General features: G+C 67.2%; 13 protein-coding genes. 11 read left to right on the forward strand and 2 right to left on the reverse strand.

Annotated elements, in window-relative coordinates:
• The 5 genes from HNP55_RS11095 (at position 1) to HNP55_RS11115 (ending at position 7,028) form a co-directional block, all read left to right on the forward strand.
• Positions 1 to 3,078 (forward strand): efflux RND transporter permease subunit, encoded by a 3,078-nt coding sequence (locus HNP55_RS11095; protein WP_184299209.1) that lies wholly within the window; start codon positions 1 to 3, stop codon positions 3,076 to 3,078.
• A 48-nt stretch (positions 3,079 to 3,126) separates the two neighbouring features.
• Positions 3,127 to 4,686, forward strand: a complete 1,560-nt coding sequence (locus HNP55_RS11100; RefSeq protein WP_184299211.1) for an ABC transporter substrate-binding protein — start codon at positions 3,127 to 3,129, stop codon at positions 4,684 to 4,686.
• A gap of 103 nt (positions 4,687 to 4,789) precedes the next feature.
• Complete coding sequence (locus HNP55_RS11105) at positions 4,790 to 5,656, forward strand: CPBP family intramembrane glutamic endopeptidase (RefSeq protein WP_184299213.1); 867 nt, start codon at positions 4,790 to 4,792, stop codon at positions 5,654 to 5,656.
• A gap of 70 nt (positions 5,657 to 5,726) precedes the next feature.
• A complete protein-coding gene (gene dcd / locus HNP55_RS11110; RefSeq protein ID WP_184299215.1) occupies positions 5,727 to 6,296 on the forward strand; it encodes a dCTP deaminase in 570 nt (189 codons plus the stop codon).
• Positions 6,297 to 6,647: 351 nt separating this feature from the next.
• Complete coding sequence (locus HNP55_RS11115; protein ID WP_184299217.1) at positions 6,648 to 7,028, forward strand: hypothetical protein; 381 nt, start codon at positions 6,648 to 6,650, stop codon at positions 7,026 to 7,028.
• Between the two features lie 77 nt (positions 7,029 to 7,105).
• Here HNP55_RS11115 and HNP55_RS11120 read toward each other — a convergent pair whose 3' ends face one another.
• Positions 7,106 to 7,588, reverse strand: a complete 483-nt coding sequence (locus tag HNP55_RS11120; protein ID WP_184299219.1) for a Fur family transcriptional regulator — start codon at positions 7,586 to 7,588, stop codon at positions 7,106 to 7,108.
• Positions 7,589 to 7,759: 171 nt separating this feature from the next.
• Between HNP55_RS11120 and HNP55_RS11125 the strand changes: the two genes are divergently transcribed.
• From HNP55_RS11125 to HNP55_RS24655, 4 genes are read left to right on the forward strand one after another with little or no spacing between them, the layout of a single operon-like run.
• Entirely contained in the window at positions 7,760 to 9,067 is a 1,308-nt protein-coding gene (locus HNP55_RS11125; RefSeq protein WP_184299222.1) for a hypothetical protein, read from the forward strand.
• Positions 9,064 to 10,215 (forward strand): hypothetical protein, encoded by a 1,152-nt coding sequence (locus HNP55_RS11130; protein ID WP_184299224.1) that lies wholly within the window; start codon positions 9,064 to 9,066, stop codon positions 10,213 to 10,215. The genes HNP55_RS11125 and HNP55_RS11130 overlap by 4 nt, the downstream gene beginning before the upstream one ends.
• Complete coding sequence (locus HNP55_RS11135; protein WP_246448350.1) at positions 10,205 to 11,122, forward strand: metal ABC transporter solute-binding protein, Zn/Mn family; 918 nt, start codon at positions 10,205 to 10,207, stop codon at positions 11,120 to 11,122. Before HNP55_RS11130 ends, HNP55_RS11135 begins: the two co-directional genes overlap by 11 nt.
• The gene (locus HNP55_RS24655; RefSeq protein WP_184299228.1) at positions 11,119 to 11,970 is read left to right on the forward strand and encodes a metal ABC transporter permease; all 852 of its coding nucleotides are present in this window, start codon (positions 11,119 to 11,121) and stop codon (positions 11,968 to 11,970) included. Before HNP55_RS11135 ends, HNP55_RS24655 begins: the two co-directional genes overlap by 4 nt.
• Here the strand turns inward: HNP55_RS24655 and HNP55_RS11145 are convergent.
• Positions 11,863 to 12,126: a hypothetical protein gene (locus tag HNP55_RS11145; protein ID WP_184299741.1), complete on the reverse strand. Its 264-nt coding sequence runs from the start codon at positions 12,124 to 12,126 to the stop codon at positions 11,863 to 11,865. The genes HNP55_RS24655 and HNP55_RS11145 overlap by 108 nt on opposite strands.
• A 238-nt stretch (positions 12,127 to 12,364) precedes the next feature.
• On the opposite strand from HNP55_RS11145, the gene HNP55_RS11150 reads away from it, so the two are divergent.
• Complete coding sequence (locus HNP55_RS11150; RefSeq protein WP_246448351.1) at positions 12,365 to 13,627, forward strand: glutamate carboxypeptidase; 1,263 nt, start codon at positions 12,365 to 12,367, stop codon at positions 13,625 to 13,627.
• A gap of 101 nt (positions 13,628 to 13,728) precedes the next feature.
• Positions 13,729 to 15,897 (forward strand): S46 family peptidase, encoded by a 2,169-nt coding sequence (locus HNP55_RS11155; protein WP_184299232.1) that lies wholly within the window; start codon positions 13,729 to 13,731, stop codon positions 15,895 to 15,897.
• Positions 15,898 to 15,926 lie beyond the last annotated feature (29 nt).

Genomic DNA, 15,926 nt, shown 5'->3' on the forward strand with positions numbered 1-15,926 from the left:
ATGCGACTTTCCGAAATCTCCATCCGCCGCCCCGTCTTCGCGACGGTGATGTCTCTGATCCTGCTGCTGGTGGGCATCGTGTCCTTCAGCCGCTTGTCGCTGCGCGAGTACCCGCGCATCGACGAGCCGGTGGTGACGGTCAGCACCCGCCTGGTGGGCGCCTCCAGCGAGGTGATCGAGGGCCAGATCACCAAGCCGCTGGAAGACTCCATCGCCGGCATCGACGGGGTGGAGGTGCTGACCTCCAGCTCGCGCACCGAGTCCAGCCAGATCACCGCCCGCTTCAAGCTCAGCAAGAACCCCGATGACGCCGCCGCCGATGTGCGCGACCGTGTCGCCCGCGTGCGCGGCCGTCTGCCCGCCGCGGCCGACGAGCCGGTGGTGGCCAAGGTGGAGGCCGATGCCCAGCCCACCATCTGGATCGCCTTCATCAGCGACAGCCTGAGCCCGCTGCAGATCACCGATCTGGTGGAGCGCGTCGTCAAGCCGCGCCTGCAGACCATTCCCGGCGTGGCCGATGTGCAGACCGGCGGCGACCGCAAATACGCCATGCGCGTCTGGCTGGACGCCGAGCGCCTGGCCGCCTACAAGCTGACCGTGCAGGATGTGGAAGACGCCCTGCGCCGCCAGAACCTGGAGGTGCCGGCCGGCCGCATTGAGAGCCGGCAGCGCGAGTTCAGCGTGACGGCGCGCACCGACATCAACAAGGTGGACGAGTTCGCCGAGGTGGTCGTCAAGCCGGGCGCGGGCGTGGGCAATAGCGTGCGCCTGAAGGACGTGGCCCGCATCGAGGAGGCGGCGGCCAGCGAACGCTCGCGCGTGCGCCTGAACGGCGTGCCGGCGGTCAGCCTGGGCGTGGTGCGCCAGGCCACGGCCAATCCGCTGGAGGTCTCGGCCGGGGTGCGCGAGATGATGCCCAAGCTGCAGGCCGATCTGCCGGACTCCATCAAGGTGGTGCCGGCCAATGACAACTCCATCTTCATCGACCGTTCCATCAAGTCCGTCTACAGCACCATCGCCGAGGCCGTGGTGCTGGTGGCCTTGGTGGTGTTCGTCTTTCTGCGCACGCTGCGCGCCTCCATCATCCCCCTGGTCACCATACCGATCAGCCTGATCGGCAGCTTCGCCCTGATGGCCGCCGCCGGCTTCACCGTCAACACCCTGACCCTGCTGGCCCTGGTGCTGGCCATCGGCCTGGTGGTGGACGACGCCATCGTGGTGCTGGAGAACATCTTCCGCCATATCGAGGAGGGCCTGGAGCCCTTCCAGGCGGCGCTCAAGGGCGCCCGCGAGATCGCCTTCGCCGTGCTGGCCATGACCATGACCTTGGCAGCGGTGTTCGCCCCGCTGGCCTTTACCCCGGGGCGCACCGGGCGGCTGTTTGTCGAGTTCGCGCTGACGCTGGCCGGTGCCGTCGTGGTGTCGGGTTTTGTGGCCCTGACGCTGACGCCCATGATGTGCAGCAAGCTCTTGCGTCATAACCCCCAACCCACACGCTTCGACCAGGGCATGGAGCGCATGCTGGTGGCCGTCAGCGAGGGCTATGCCCGTGCCCTGCGCCTGGCCCTGCGCCAGCGCTGGGCGGTGGTGCTCCTGATGCTGGCCAGCGGCGTCGGCAGCTGGGTTTTGTTCAGCACGGCCAAGTCCGAGCTGGCGCCGGTGGAGGACCGGGGCGTGATCTTCATGCCCATCACCGGCCCGGACGGCGCGACCATGGAATTCACCGCCCGCTATCTGGAGGCGGTGGACCGCATCGCGGCCTCTCACCCCGAGTTCGACCGGGCCTTTTTGTTCGCCGGCGGCGCCACCGTCAACTCCGGCATCGCGATTCTGCGCACCGTGGACTGGGCCGAGCGCCAACGCAGCACGCAGGAAATCGCCCGCGCCATGCTGCCGCAGGTGGGCATGCTGCCGGGCGTGCAGGCCTTTCCCATCACGCCGGCCAGCCTGGGCCAGGGCTTCCGCGAGCGGCCGCTGAACTTCATCGTCGTCACCAGCGACAGCTATGCCAATCTGGCCACGCTGACGCAGAGCATGATGGCGGAGATGGGCAAGAACCCCGGCCTGGTCCAGCCCGACAACGATCTGCGCCTGAACAAGCCCGAGCTCTTCATGGATGTGGACCGTGAGCGCGCCGCCGATCTGGGCGTCTCGGTGGACCAGATCGCCCGCACGGTGGAGACCATGCTGGGCAGCCGGGCGGTAACCCGTTACAAGCGCGGCGCCGATCAATACGATGTCTTGGTGCAGACCGAGGCTGCGGGCCGCGCCACGCCGGAGCAGATCGAGCGCCTGTTTGTGCGTGGCCGTGGCGATGTGATGGTGCCGCTGAGCAGCCTGGTCAAGGTGCGCGAGGCCGTCAGCCCGCGCGAGTTGAACCACTTCAACCAGCGCCGCTCGGTGGCTTTCAGCGCCAATCTGGCGCCGGGCTATTCGCTGGGCGAGGCCCTGGCCTTTATGGACGCCACGGCGGCCAAGCTGCTGCCCCTGGGCTATGCCACCGAGCTGAACGGCGTCTCGCGCGAGTTCAAGAGCAGCAGCGGCGCCCTGGGCCTGGTCTTCATCCTGGCCCTGCTCTTCATCTTCCTGGTGCTGGCGGCCCAGTTCGAGAGCTTTATCGACCCCTTTGTGATCCTGCTGTCGGTGCCGCTGTCGATGGTGGGCGCGCTGCTGGCGCTGAAGTGGTCGGGCGGCACGCTCAATGTGTATTCGCAGATCGGCCTGATCACCCTGGTGGGCCTGATCACCAAGCACGGCATCCTGATCGTCGAGTTCAGCAACCAGCTGCGCCAGCAAGGCCGCTCGGTGCTGGACGCGGTGGTGGAGGCATCAAGCCTGCGTCTGCGGCCGATTCTGATGACCACCGGCGCCATGGTGCTGGGCGCCATCCCCCTGGCCCTGGCCAGCGGTGCCGGCGCCGAAAGCCGCCAGCAGATCGGCTGGGTCATCGTCGGCGGCATGAGCTTGGGCACCTTGCTGACCCTCTTTGTTGTGCCCACCATGTACACCTTGCTGGCCCGCAAGAGCACGCCGGGGGCGATCATGACGCCGGCGGTGGAGGGCGTGGAAGGGCATTGAGCGAGGCATGCGAGGATGCGGCAGTGCCAATTCAATGGACGATCTGCCGTGAAAAAGCTTCTCGCACTCCTGCTGCTCTGTTCTTCGATCAGCTGGGCGGCCCCCAGCACCCTGCGCTTTTGCGCCGCTGGCAGCCCCAAGACCCTGGACCCGGCCAATACCGATTCGGGGGTGGACGAGAGCTCGATCCGGCCGGTCTATGGGCGCTTGGTGGAAGGCACGCTGGAGGATGAGCGCATCCTGCCCTCGATGGCCGAGAGCTGGACGGTCTCCGCCGACGGGCGGCGTTATCTCTTCAAGCTGCGCCATGGCATCAAGTTCCACAGCACGCCCTGGTTCACGCCCACGCGGGACTTCAATGCCGACGATGTGCTGTTCACTTTCGCGCGCCTGCTGGACCCCAAGCATCCGCTGCAGAAAAGCTACCCCACGCTCTCGCCCTATGTGGCCTCGCTGGGCTGGGACAAGCTGATCCAGGGCGTCAAAAAAATCGCCGAGGATCAGGTGGAGGTCCAGCTTGCCCGGGTGGACGCCGCCTTTCTGAACGATCTGGCCTCGGCCTTTGCCAGCATGCAATCGGCCGAATACGGCGCTCAACTCCTGCGCCAGGGCAAGGCCCAGCAGCTGGCGACCTTGCCGGTGGGCACCGGCCCCTTTGTGTTCAAAAGTCTGCAGCAGGACAGCGTGATTCGCTACGAGCGCAATCCGACCTATTTCGTCAAGGGCGAACCCCGGGTGGACAAGCTGGTCTATGCCATCACGGTGGATCGCAATGTGCGTACCCAGCGGCTCAAGCGCAACGAATGCGATATCGCGCCCATCACCGGCTCGGTGGAGCTGGCCGAGCTGCAGGGCGACCCCGCCATCACGGTGCAGAGCGCGCCGGGCATGAATATCGGTTTCCTGGCCTTCAATCTGAAAAAGCCGCCGCTCAAGCAGTTGGCCGTGCGCCAGGCCCTGGACATGGCCATCGACAAGGCCGCCATCATCAAGACCGTGTTCGGCGCCGGCGGCGTGGTGGCCGACTCCATCCTTCCCAGGGTCAACTGGGCCCATGACGGCACGCTCAAGGCTCCCACGTATAACCCTGAGAAAGCGCGGACCCTGCTGCAGCAGGCCGGCGTCAAGAATCTGGAGATCAGCCTCTGGGCCATGCCGGTGCAGCGCTTCTACAACCCGAATGCCCAGCTGATGGCGCAGATGATCCAGGCCGACTGGGCCAAGGTGGGGGTGAGGGCGCGCATCATGACCTTCGAGTGGGGCGAGTACCTCAAGCGGGTGGACGCCGGTGAACACGACACTGCCTTGCTGGGCTGGAATGGCGAGATCGAACCCGCCAGCACGGCCGGCCAGCTGGCCTGCGGCGCGGCCAGTGCCAGCTTTTTCTGCGACAAGGACTTTGATGCCGCCATCGCTGCCGCCAAGCAGACCCTGGACGCGGCCCAGCGCAAAAAACTCTATGCCAAAGCCCAGCAGATCGCGATGACCCAACTGCCCTGGAGCCCCATCGCCAACGGCGCCATGAGCGTGGCTCTGCGCAAGAACGTCGTGGGTTTCAAGCTGGGGGTGGACGGCACGATACGCTTCGACGGCGTGAGCCTGCGCTGATCGTGTGGCCCGGGGGGGGCGAGTCACAGGGTTTGTAGCGTTAGCAAAGTGCCGGCGCTGGCTACAATTCCGGCCAGTTTGCTAGGCCCGACACGCTCCCTGGATGAATAGCCATTCCCTGCCTTTTGGCCTTCTTGCCCTTGCCGCCTGCAGCGTGTGGTCGCCGTCCCTGCGCTTGGGTAACTGGCGCTTTGCGCCTTGGCAACCCCTGCTGGCCGCGGCCCTGCTGGCGGCCTGGGTCGGCGGCGTGCTGAGCCTGAGTGCCTTGCTGATCCTGATCTCGTTTGCCGCGGGCGTCCTCTACGCCCGCGGCGTTGAGGTGCCGGCTCTGTCGCAAGGTCTGATCTGCCTGATCGCCCTGGCCGCCCTGGCCCTGAGCGTGCATCTGGTGCCAGGTATTGCCAACCCCCTGGTCTTTGCCGGCACGCTGCACGAGGGCGCGCGGCCGATGAAGTTTTATCTCAACTTCGACAAGGGCTTTGTCGGCGTGATGTTGCTGGCCGTGTTCGCCCAGCGCGGCGTGGCGGCGTTTTCTTCCGCGCGGACCTGGGCCTCGCTGGGCTTGATCGGTGTGCTGACCTTGGCCGCCGTGTTTGGCCTGGCCTGGGGGACGGGCGCCATCCGCTTCGAGCCCAAGTGGCCGCCCTTTGCCTGGACCTTTTTGTTCGCCAATCTCTTCTTCGTGGCCTTGGCCGAGGAAGCCTTTTTTCGCGGCCTCTTGCAGGAGCAGTTGGCGCGTCTGCTGGGGCGGGGCAGTGTCTGGCGTGTGCTCTTGCCCATCGCCTTCTCGGCCATCTTCTTCGGTCTGGCCCATGGCCCGGCCATGGCGGTGCTGGCTTCGGTGGCGGGCCTGGGCTATGCCCTGGCCTACGCCGCAAGCCGCAATATCCTGGCCCCCACCTTGCTGCACTTCGGGGTGAACACCCTGCATTTCGGCCTGTTCAGCTACCCCTCGCTGCTGAAGTCTTGAGGGGCTGCGCAGGCCCTGCCGCGGCCGCACTTAAAATCCGGCTGAATAACTCGATCCCTGAAAGACCCGCATGAGCATCAAGAGCGACAAATGGATACGCCGCATGGCGGAGCAGCACGGCATGATTGAGCCCTTCGAGCCCGGCCAGATCCGTGCCAATGCGGCGGGCGAGAAGATCGTCAGCTACGGCACTTCCAGCTACGGCTACGACATCCGCTGCGCCCCCGAGTTCAAGGTCTTCACCAATGTCTACGGTTCGGTGGTGGACCCCAAGAATTTCGACGACAAGAGCTTTGTCGATATGGAGGGTGATTTCTGCATCATCCCGCCCAATAGCTTTGCGCTGGCACGCACGATGGAGTACTTCCGCATCCCGCGCAATGTGCTGACCATCTGCCTGGGCAAGAGCACGTATGCCCGCTGCGGCATCATCGTCAACGTCACGCCCTTCGAACCCGAGTGGGAAGGCTATGTGACGCTGGAGTTTTCCAACACCACGCCGCTGCCGGCCAAGATCTATGCCGGCGAGGGCTGCGCCCAGGTGTTGTTCTTCGAGAGCGACGAGGTCTGCGAGACCAGCTACAAGGACCGCGGCGGCAAGTACCAAGGTCAAACAGGCGTGACGCTGCCCAAAACCTGAGGCCGCAAACTTAAACCTAGATTCAGCAGTTGACCGCTTGCTCTGACCTGGAGCCATCGATGCCTGCTGTGTTCTCTCCCGTTAATAGCGATCACCCTTTGGGTGACAGCGCTACGCGCCCGCCTGTCTCGCCAAACGGCGCGCTGGCTGTGTTGCTTCTCCTTGTGGGCAGGAGCCCACTGCGTCGGCGCGTCGTGCCAGCACACCGTTTGGCGAGCCCTTCGGGCGCGTCCAACTGCCGAATCTAGGTTGAATCGAATCAGCAGCTGTTTCCCCCGCTTTTTCTGATTTAAGTTCTCGGCCGGCCCGGCATCATGAAGCCACTCCCAAGCTTCTCAGCCGAGGTCCGCCATGATCATCCCCCTGCACCTCATCGCTCAGCCGCAAGACAGCGCAGCGGCCTTTTTCGATCTGCGTGAGAGCGTGGCGCTGGATGCGCGCGTGTCGGTGGGCGGCTACGAGGTCGATCCGGCCCTGCGTCCGCAGGCCGGTTTTGATCTGGGCCTGACCGTGGTGGCGCCGGCCAATCCGGCCGATCTGCAGCGCCTGCAGGTCTTGATGGCCGCCGAGGGACTGAGCCTGCAGCCCACCCGCATGATGTATGACAGGCTGTACGCTTGCGAGCGCCTAGCCCAAGGCCATGCCAGCGCCAACCCGGCCCTGCGCGAGCTGGCGATGCAGCTGTTCAACAGCTACCAGCAGGCCGGTGAATGGATAGGGCTGGTGCACTGAAGCCGTCCCCACGCCCTCGTTTCCACCCAGTCCCAAGCCCTCGTGATGCGAGGGCTTGTGCGTTTCTGGGCCCAGGCTTATGCGGCCTTGCCCACCCTGGGCGGGCTGTGTTGGTGGCCGCAGCCGGTGGGCTTGCCGGCCGTGCCGGGCTTGGCGGCTTGCTTGGGCGCGCTCCTGCTCTTGCGGACCGGGGCCTGGCAGTCCTCGCAATGGCCGTAGAGGGTGATCTCATGCCGTTCCACGCTGAAGCCGGGAGGCGCCAGCTTGGCCAGATCGCCCGGGCATTGGTGTACATCGAACACTCTTTGGCAGCAGGTGCACTGGAAGTGGTGGTGGTGGGCGTGGCCGGTCAATTCATAGCGAGGGCCGTCGCTGGGTAGCTGGACCAGGGTGACGGAGCCGTCCTCCAGCAGCAGCTTCAAATTGCGGTAGACGGTGGCGATGCCCAGGCCCTCGACGTCGACACGGGCGGCCTCCAGCACCTCCAGCGCGGAGAGCGGGCGCCCGGCGGCGGCGATGGCGTCGTAGATGGCGGTGCGTTGGCGGGTCGAGCGTTCCATGGGCGGCGGCGGCTTCAGTCAGGGCGATTGGCGCAATTGTCGCACTTGCATTAATGATAATGAGTTATCAGTATCGTATTATCGCGAACCTTGCCGCCTGCCGGTGCTTGCCCCTAGCGCAGCACCTGGACGGTGCCAGCCTGTTTTTCCCATTTGTGATCCGGAGATTCCATGCGCGCTTTCAAACCCACCCGATGCCGCCCCCATCTGCTTGGCCTGGCCTTGCTGGCCTTGCTGTCAGCCTGCGGCGGCGGCAGCAATAAGCAAGACGAGCATGGGGCTGAGGGCCACAGCATCAACACGGCCGGGCGCCTGGCCGTGGCCGAGAAGGGGGCGGCCCTGCTGCGCATCCACGATCTGGACAGCGCCACGCTGGAGGCCAGCAGCTTCACGCTGGACGATGCGCCGTCCGCCCTGTACACCAGCCCCGGTGGCCGTTATGTGCTGGCCGCTCAGCGCAACAAGGACCAACTGCAGTTCATCGACGGCGGCGTCTGGCAAGAGAACCATGGCGACCATCTGCACGACTACAAACAGGCCGCCAAGGCCCTGAGCTGGAAGCTGACGGGCGCGCGCCCGACCCATGTCGATGTGCAGCCCGGCAAGCAGGTGGCGATCTTTATGGACGGCAATGCAACAAGCCAGCCGGTGCAGAACGCCGCCGTGCGCCTGCTCAGCGACGCCTCCATCGCGGCCGGCAACACCCTGGCCGGCCTGGACCTGACCGCGCCCATCCACGGCCTGGCCGAGCCGGTGGACAACAAGCTGCTGGTCGTGCACCGCGCCGCCGATGCGGGCGACAGCCTGCCCACCCATCTGCAGCTCTACCAGCGCGAGGGTAGCGCCTACCGCAGCGAGCGCCTGCTGGGCACGCGCTGCGACGGCATGCACGGCAGCGCCAGTTCCGGCAAATACACGGCGGTGGGCTGCAAGGACGGGGTCTTGCTGGTCAAGCATATCGATGCCACGACCGTGCTCGACAGCAAGCTCAGCGCCCCCTTGCGCATCAGCAGCCTGGCCGGCCATCCCAAGCTACCGGGCCAGTTCATCGGCATTGGCAGCGAGGGCGCGGCACCCGGCCCGGTGACGACGCGCTTCTACGCCATCGACGCCGAGGCCGGCACCGTCGCGCCGCTCCTGCCCAAGGATTGGGCCGAGGGCCGCCTGCGTCGTGCCCATGCTTTTGATCGCAGCGGCACTCGTCTCTTCCTGCTCGATGACACCGGCACGCTGACGGTGCTGCAGCGCCAGGGCAATGCCTGGGTGCATGCCGCACGCCTGCCCGCTGCCATCGCCGCCATGCCCACGGCCGCACCCTGGCCGGCCATGGCCGCCAACGGCGCCAAGGACGAGCTCTACCTCAGCGACCCCCAGGCCAGCCAGTTGCTGGTGCTGGACACCAGCAAGGTGTCGGTGACGGCACGCCGCTCGCTGGGCTATGTGCCGGCGGCGCTGACCTGGACGGGGATCTCCCGATGAAAACGGTATTGACCTATCTGGCCTGGGGCCTGGCGGCCCTAACGACCCAGGCCCAGGCCCAGCAAGCCCAGCCGCCCGCCAAGGGCTGGGAGCTGGGCGCCGTGCTGGACCTGGCCACAAACTCGCGGCCCCTGGCCCTGGGGCAACGCCAGCAAGGCCTGGCCCTGGGCCATAGCGATCTGCTCGCGCGCGGCCCGCTGGGCGCGCATTTCAGCGCCCAGGCCGGCGTGGCCGCCCACAGCCATGGCAGCAGCTATGAAGCCGAGCTGGAGGATGCCTGGCTGCAGACCCGCAGCCTGCCCGCCGGCTGGCAGGCGCGGGCCGGGCGCTTTGCCTCGCAGATCGGCGCCTTGAACGAGCAGCACCCGCATGCCGATGATTTCGTCGAACGGCCGCTGCTCTACCGCGGCCTGCTGGGCGGCCATTGGTTTGATGATGGCCTGCGCCTGAACTGGACCGCGCCCACGGCCTACTACCTGAGCCTGGGGGCGGAGCTTTTCCGCGGCCGGCAACTGGTGCAGCAGGCGCTGACCTCGCCCGCCGTGGGCGCGGCCACGCTGCGCCTCAAGCTGGGCGATGATTGGGGCACTTCGCACAGCTGGCAGTGGGGGCTCTCCTATCTGAACAACCGCCGCGAGCCGATGGCGGAAGAGGGCCACGAGCACGAAGAAGCGCATGAGGAAGGCCACGATTCCCACGCCGGCCATTCCCACGGCGCCCTGCTCAGCGGCCGCCATGTCTGGATGAGCGATCTGGCCTGGAAATGGGCGCCCGATGGCAATAACCGCCAGCAGCAGCTGCGCCTGCTGGCCGAGTTTGCCCAGGTCAGCGGCATCAACCGCCATGCCGGCCCGGGCGACAAACATCGCGCCCTGGCCTTGAGCGCGGTCTGGCGCTTCTCGCCCCAATGGGAGCTGGGCTTGCGAGGCGACTGGTTGCAGGCCCGCCAGCCGCATGGCGATCACTTCCATGCCGCTGAAATAGCCGAGCAGTCGCTGATGCTGGCCTGGAAGCCCAGCCATGCGCAGGCCTTGCGCCTGCAAGTGTCTACCCAGAACGGTGTGCTGGATGTGGAGGGGGCCTCCAAGCGCTCCGTCCTGCTGCAATACGTGCTGAGCTTTGGAGCCCATGGTGCGCATGCCTTCTAAATTGCTCGGTGCCTGCTGCTTGCTGCTGGGGCTGAGCACAACGGCAGTGGCCCAGACCGTGCTGGCCTGCGAACCCGAGTGGGCGGCGCTGACCCGCGTCCTGCTGCCCGAGGCGCGCATCCACACCGCCACCCACGGGCGCCAGGACCCGCACCACATCGAGGCGCGGCCGGCCCTGATCGCCCAGCTGCGCGCGGCCGATTTGGCCGTTTGCACCGGTGCCTCCTTGGAAGCCGGCTGGCTGCCCACCCTGCAGGAGCGGGCCGGCAACCCGCGTGTGCAGGACGGCCGGCCCGGCATGTTCTACGCCGCCCAGCAGGTGCCCTTGCTGAACCCGCAGGCCGGCTTCATCACACCTTTTGACGGCGATGTCCACCCCGAGGGCAATCCGCATCTGCATGCCGACCCACGCCGGCTGCAGGCGGTGGCGCTGGCGCTGTCGCAGCGCATGCAGCAGCTGTGGCCGGCGCAGGCGGCGCAGATCGCGCAGCGGCAGGCCCAGTTCGAGCGGCGCTGGGCGCTCAAGCTGCAGGACTGGGAGCGGCGGGCCGCGCCGCTGCGGGGCCGCGCCGTGGCCGCCCAGCACGGCAGCTTCGCCTATCTCTGGCATTGGCTGGGCCTGCGCCAGACCTTGGATCTGGAGCCCAAACCCGGCATGGCACCGACGCCCGCCCATCTGCAACGCGTGCTGCAAAGCCTGCGCAGCGAACCGCCCCTGGCCCTGGTGGTGAGCAGCTACCAGGACCCGCGCGCCGCCCGCTGGCTGGACAAGCAGCTGGACGGCCAACTGCCCCTGCTGAGCCTGCCCGCCACCGTGCTTGACGCGGGCGGCAGCGAGGCGCTGGAGCAATGGTTTGAGCAATTGCTGCAAGCCTTGCTGCTCGCCCAGGGCCAGGTGCAGCGATGAGCGGGCCTGGCTTGCAGGAGCTGTGGTTCCTGGCTCCGGCCCTGGCCCTGCTGGCGGGCATCCTGGCCCTGGCCCCGCTGGGTGCCCAGGTGCTGCGGCGCGGCGTGGTCTTCATCGACCTGGCGGTGGCGCAGGCGGCTGCCGCCGCGGCGCTGTGGGCCTCGGGCCTGGGGCTGGCGCATGACCATGGCCAGGGCGGACAGATGCTGGCGGCGGCACTCGGCGCCTTGCTCTGCGCCGCCCTGGTGGCGCAGCTGGCGCGGCGCTGGCCGCAGCAGCGCGAGGCCTTGATCGGCCTGGTCTATGTGGCCGGTGCCAGCCTGGCCATGCTGGGGGCAAGACTTGACCCCCATGGCCGTGAGCAGTGGTTGCAGCTGCTGGCCGCCGATGTTCTGTGGGCCGGCTGGCCGCAGGTGGGGCTGCTGGCGCTTTGCGCCTCGCTGGTGCTGCTGCTGCGCTGGCGCTGGCCGGCGCTGCTGGGCCGTGATGCCTTCTTCTACCCGCTGTTCGCCGTGGTGACCAGCTGGGTCGTGCCGGTGCTGGGCCTGTTCCTGGTCTTCGTCACCCTGATCGCGCCGGCCCTGTGGATGCAGGCCGCTTGGTCTTTGTGGCGGGCCGCGTCGGCCGCCGCCGCGGTGGCCGTCCTTGGCCTGTGGGCTTCGTGGCAGTTTGATGGCCCCAGCGGCGCCTGCGTGGCCCTGGCCCTGGCCTTGTGGGGCGGCTTGAGCGCCTTGGGGGGTTTACAGCGCCGTCAGCCAGTCGCAGCGCAGGCGGCCGCGGCGGTGCAGGCCGCGCCGCCAGCTGGCGTAGAGGTTGGGCAGCATGAAACCCATCAGGCACAGGGGTAGCAGCGGCCAGTCGTCCAGCAGCAGAAAGACCGGCAAGGCCATCCAGCCCAGCAGCCAGGCCGTCAATACCAGGTCCCAGGCATAAAGCTCGACCGGATGCCGACCCTGGTGCAGCAGCAGCCAGCGTTTGACTTGGGCGAGTTGCAGCAGCGTCATAGCCACCTCGATGAGTCGGATGTGGAGGGCCAGGCCGACGGGCTTGTCAGTTTGGCGTCAGCTCATTTATCGCTCAAAGCGGGCCGGGGCACCAGCGGTTTTTGGGGAGAAATCTGGGTATTTTTGGAGTATTTCTCGGCGCTTGCCGAGGCCGGCGAACTCCTAGAATCACCGGCTTCTTAGGCCCGCCCGCGAAAGCCCTGCCATGCGCCTGCTCCGAACTGCACTGTGTTTGCTGATGAGCGTGTTTCTGCTCGGCGTGCCGGGGCTGGCCACCGCCGGGCCGCAGGCCGCGCTGCTGGCCGCCGCCCAGCACGAGCAAGGGCCCTTGCTGAAGAGCCTGGAGCAATTCGTCGGCATCGAGTCCGGCAGCCGCGAGCTGGCCGGCCTGCAGCAGCTGGCCGCCTTGCTGGCGCAGCGCCTGCGCGAGCTGGGCGGGGAGGTGGCGCTGCTGCCCTCGACCGAGCTCTACCGCATGGAGGACACGCCCGAGCAGCTGGGCGCCCATGTCAAGGCGGTGTTCCGCGGCAAGGGCAGCAAGAAGATCCTGCTGATCGCGCATATGGACACGGTCTACCCCGCCGGCATGCTGGCCCGCCAGCCCTTCGGCATCCGCGAGGACCGCGCCTACGGCCTGGGCATTGCCGATGACAAGCAGGGCCTGGCCGTGATCCTGCACCTGCTGGCCATGCTCAAGTCGCTGAATTTCGAGGACTACGGCCAGCTCACCGTGCTCTTCAATGCCGACGAGGAAATCTCCTCGCCCGGCTCGCGCGCCATCCTCGCCCAGCTGGGCGCCGAGCATGATGCGGTGATGTCTTTCGAGGGCTCGGGCGCCAGTGCCGACCATCTCTCGCTGGCCACGGCCGGCATCGCCTCGGTCAATCTGAGGGTGCATGGCCGCGCCACCCATGCGGGCGGGGCGCCGCAGTTTGGCGTCAATGCCTTGTACGAGCTGGCGCACCAGATCCTGCAGATGCGCGATCTGTCCGACCCCGTGGCCGGCGTCAAGCTCAACTGGACCATGGCCCGCGCCGGCATCGTGCGAAACATGATCCCGCCGCTGGCCAGTGCCGAGGCCGATGTGCGGGTCTTGCGGGTGCAGGACTACGAGGCCCTGGAGCAAAAGTTGCAGCAGCGCATCCAGAACCGCCTGCTGCCCGAGGCCCGGGTGGAGCTGCGCTTCGAGCGCCGCCGCCCCCCGCTGGAAGCCACGCCGGCGGCCCAAGCCTTTGCCGAGCATGCCCAGCGCCTCTATGCCGAGCTGGGTCTGCCGCTGCGGGTGGACGCGGTGGCCGGCGGCGGCGGCACCGATGCGGCTTTCGCCGCCTTGCGTGCCCGCGGCCCGGTGGTGGAACGCTTCGGCCTGCGCGGCGCGGGCGCCCATACCAGCGACGCCGAGTACGTGCTGATCAGCTCCATCGTGCCCCGGCTCTACCTGGCGGCGGGCATGGTGATGGCGTTTTCGCGTGGCGAGGTGGCGGCGCTGCCGCGGCCCTGAACCTGCTTTCCCGGCCATGTCTTTCGGCAAGCGTCTTGCCAGGCTGTACCCTTGGCGACTTTTTCAAACCTCTCCGAGTAGAAACCAAGGATATGAAGCCAATGAATCATCCGGGCCTGTGGGGCGGCGCCGCCCTGGCCCTGGGCCTGGCCGGCGCGGCCCACGCCGGCGAGGGCATGTGGATGCCCCAGCAACTGCCCCTGATTGCCAAGGACCTGAAGAACGCCGGCCTGCAGCTGGACCCGGCCAAGCTGACTCAGCTGACCGAGTTCCCCATGGGCGCCGTCATCAGCCTGGGCGGCTGCACCGCCTCCTTTGTTTCGCCCCAGGGCCTGGTGGTGACCAATCATCACTGCGCCTATGGCAGCATCCAGTACAACTCCAGCGCCCAGCGCGATCTGCTGAAGAAGGGCTTTCTGGCCGCCTCGCTCGCCGATGAGTTGCCCGCCGCGCCCGGCAGCCGCATCTACGTGACCGTGGACGTCAAGGACGTCAGCCCGCAGGTGCTGGACGGCAAGACCCTGGCCCTGAACGGCAAGGCCCGCGTCGATGCCATCGAGGCCAAGCAAAAAGCCTTGACCGCCGCCTGCGAAAAAGACGCCGGTCACCGCTGCCAGGTGGCCAGCTTTTACGGTGGCCTGCAGTACCAGCTGATCAAGCAGATCGAGATCCGCGACGTGCGCCTGGTGCATGCGCCCGCCCTGGGCGTGGGCCTGTTCGGCGGCGACACCGACAACTGGATGTGGCCCCGCCACACCGGCGACTACAGCTTCTACCGCGCCTATGTGGGCCCGGACGGCAAGCCGGCCGACTTCCATGCCGCCAACAAGCCCTTCGAGCCCAAGCATTTCCTCAAGCTGGCCTCCAAGCCCTTGAACGAGGGTGATTTCGTCATGGTCACCGGCTACCCCGGCCGCACCAACCGCCACCGCCTGCCGGCCGAGCTGGACTTTGCCTTTGCCTGGGAGCAGCCCAGCCGCATCCAGCTGATGGGTGAACAACTGGCCCTGATCAAGGCCGAGACGGCCGGCCGCCGCGATGCCGAAATCGCCCTGGCCGACCGCGTCGCCGGCATCGCCAACTACTACAAGAATATGCAGGGCCAACAGGCCAGCTACGAGGGCAGCGACATCCTGGCCCGCAAGACGCAAGCCTTTGCCGAGCTGAAGGCCTGGGTGCAGGCCGACGCCGCACGCCGTGCCCGTTATGGCGCCGACATCGCCCAGGTCGAAAGCCTGCTGGCCCAGCGCCAGGCCATCACCCGTGCCGAGCTCTTGCTGAGCTTTGTCACGCCGCGCCTGCTGAGCACGGCCGACACCTTGCTGGAGAACGCCCACCAGCAAGCCCTGCCCGATGCGCAGCGCAAGCCCGGCTTCCAGGCCCGCGACGCGCGCCGCCTGCTGCAAAGCATGGAGGTGCTGGACAAGCGCTATGACGAGCAGGTCGACAAGCGCCTGGCCGTCCACTTCCTGGCCAAGTATCTGGCCCAGCCGGCCGAGCAGCTGAACAAGGCCTTGCTGGCCGCCCTCGGCCTGCAAGCGGGCATGGACGAGGCGGCGATCAAGACCCGCCTGGACGCGCTCTACGCCGGCAGCCAACTGGCCCAGAAGGACGCCCGCATGGCCTGGCTCCAGCGCGATGTGGCCGCCTTCAAGGCCAGCGATGACAGCTTCATCCAGGCCGCCGTGGCGACCTTTGAGGACGAGCAAGCGCGCGAGAACCGCGACAAGGAACTCGGCGGTCAGATCGCCCGCGCTTACGCCAAGACCATGCAGGCCATGATCGACTACCGGGCCAGCAAGGGCGAGGCCGTCTACCCCGACGCCAACAGCACGCTGCGCGTGGCCTTCGGCCAGGTCCTGGGCCGCAAGGGTGCCGTGGACGGCAGCGACTGGCATGCCTTTACCACCTTGCGCGGCATCCAAGCCAAGCACAAGGGCGAGGGCGAATTCGATGCGCCGGCCGAGCAACTGGCCGCCATCAAGGCGCGCAAGTTTGATCGCTACGGCGTGGCCAGCCTGGACTCGGTGCCGGTCAACTTCCTGGCCACGCTGGACACCACCGGCGGCAACTCCGGTTCGCCGGTGCTGAACGAGCGCGCCGAGCTGGTCGGCCTGCTGTTTGACGGCACGCTGGACAGCGTCATCGACAGCTGGGACTTCGATGCCAAGAAGTCGCGCAGCATCTGCCTGGATGCCCGCTATATGCTGTGGCAGATGAAGGTTGTGGACAAGGCCGAGCGTCTGCTGAAGGAAATGGGCGCGCAGTAAGCCGCAGCCCGACAAGCATGAAAAGAGCG

Source organism: Roseateles oligotrophus (assembly GCF_014204525.1).
Taxonomy (GTDB): Bacteria; Pseudomonadota; Gammaproteobacteria; order Burkholderiales; family Burkholderiaceae_C; genus Paucibacter_A; species Paucibacter_A oligotrophus_A.

Bases quoted from the DNA above. Each gene is read 5' to 3' on its own strand.
- HNP55_RS24655 (WP_184299228.1), top strand. From the start codon at position 11,119: ATGAGCGGGCCTGGCTTGCAGGAGCTGTGGTTCCTGGCTCCGGCCCTG.
- HNP55_RS11115 (WP_184299217.1), top strand. From the start codon at position 6,648: ATGATCATCCCCCTGCACCTCATCGCTCAGCCGCAAGACAGCGCAGCG.
- HNP55_RS11135 (WP_246448350.1), top strand. From the start codon at position 10,205: ATGCCTTCTAAATTGCTCGGTGCCTGCTGCTTGCTGCTGGGGCTGAGC.
- HNP55_RS11095 (WP_184299209.1), top strand. From the start codon at position 1: ATGCGACTTTCCGAAATCTCCATCCGCCGCCCCGTCTTCGCGACGGTG.
- HNP55_RS11130 (WP_184299224.1), top strand. From the start codon at position 9,064: ATGAAAACGGTATTGACCTATCTGGCCTGGGGCCTGGCGGCCCTAACG.
- HNP55_RS11150 (WP_246448351.1), top strand. From the start codon at position 12,365: ATGAGCGTGTTTCTGCTCGGCGTGCCGGGGCTGGCCACCGCCGGGCCG.
- HNP55_RS11145 (WP_184299741.1), bottom strand. From the start codon at position 12,126: ATGACGCTGCTGCAACTCGCCCAAGTCAAACGCTGGCTGCTGCTGCAC.
- HNP55_RS11105 (WP_184299213.1), top strand. From the start codon at position 4,790: ATGAATAGCCATTCCCTGCCTTTTGGCCTTCTTGCCCTTGCCGCCTGC.
- HNP55_RS11155 (WP_184299232.1), top strand. From the start codon at position 13,729: ATGAATCATCCGGGCCTGTGGGGCGGCGCCGCCCTGGCCCTGGGCCTG.
- HNP55_RS11125 (WP_184299222.1), top strand. From the start codon at position 7,760: ATGCGCGCTTTCAAACCCACCCGATGCCGCCCCCATCTGCTTGGCCTG.
- dcd (WP_184299215.1), top strand. From the start codon at position 5,727: ATGAGCATCAAGAGCGACAAATGGATACGCCGCATGGCGGAGCAGCAC.
- HNP55_RS11120 (WP_184299219.1), bottom strand. From the start codon at position 7,588: ATGGAACGCTCGACCCGCCAACGCACCGCCATCTACGACGCCATCGCC.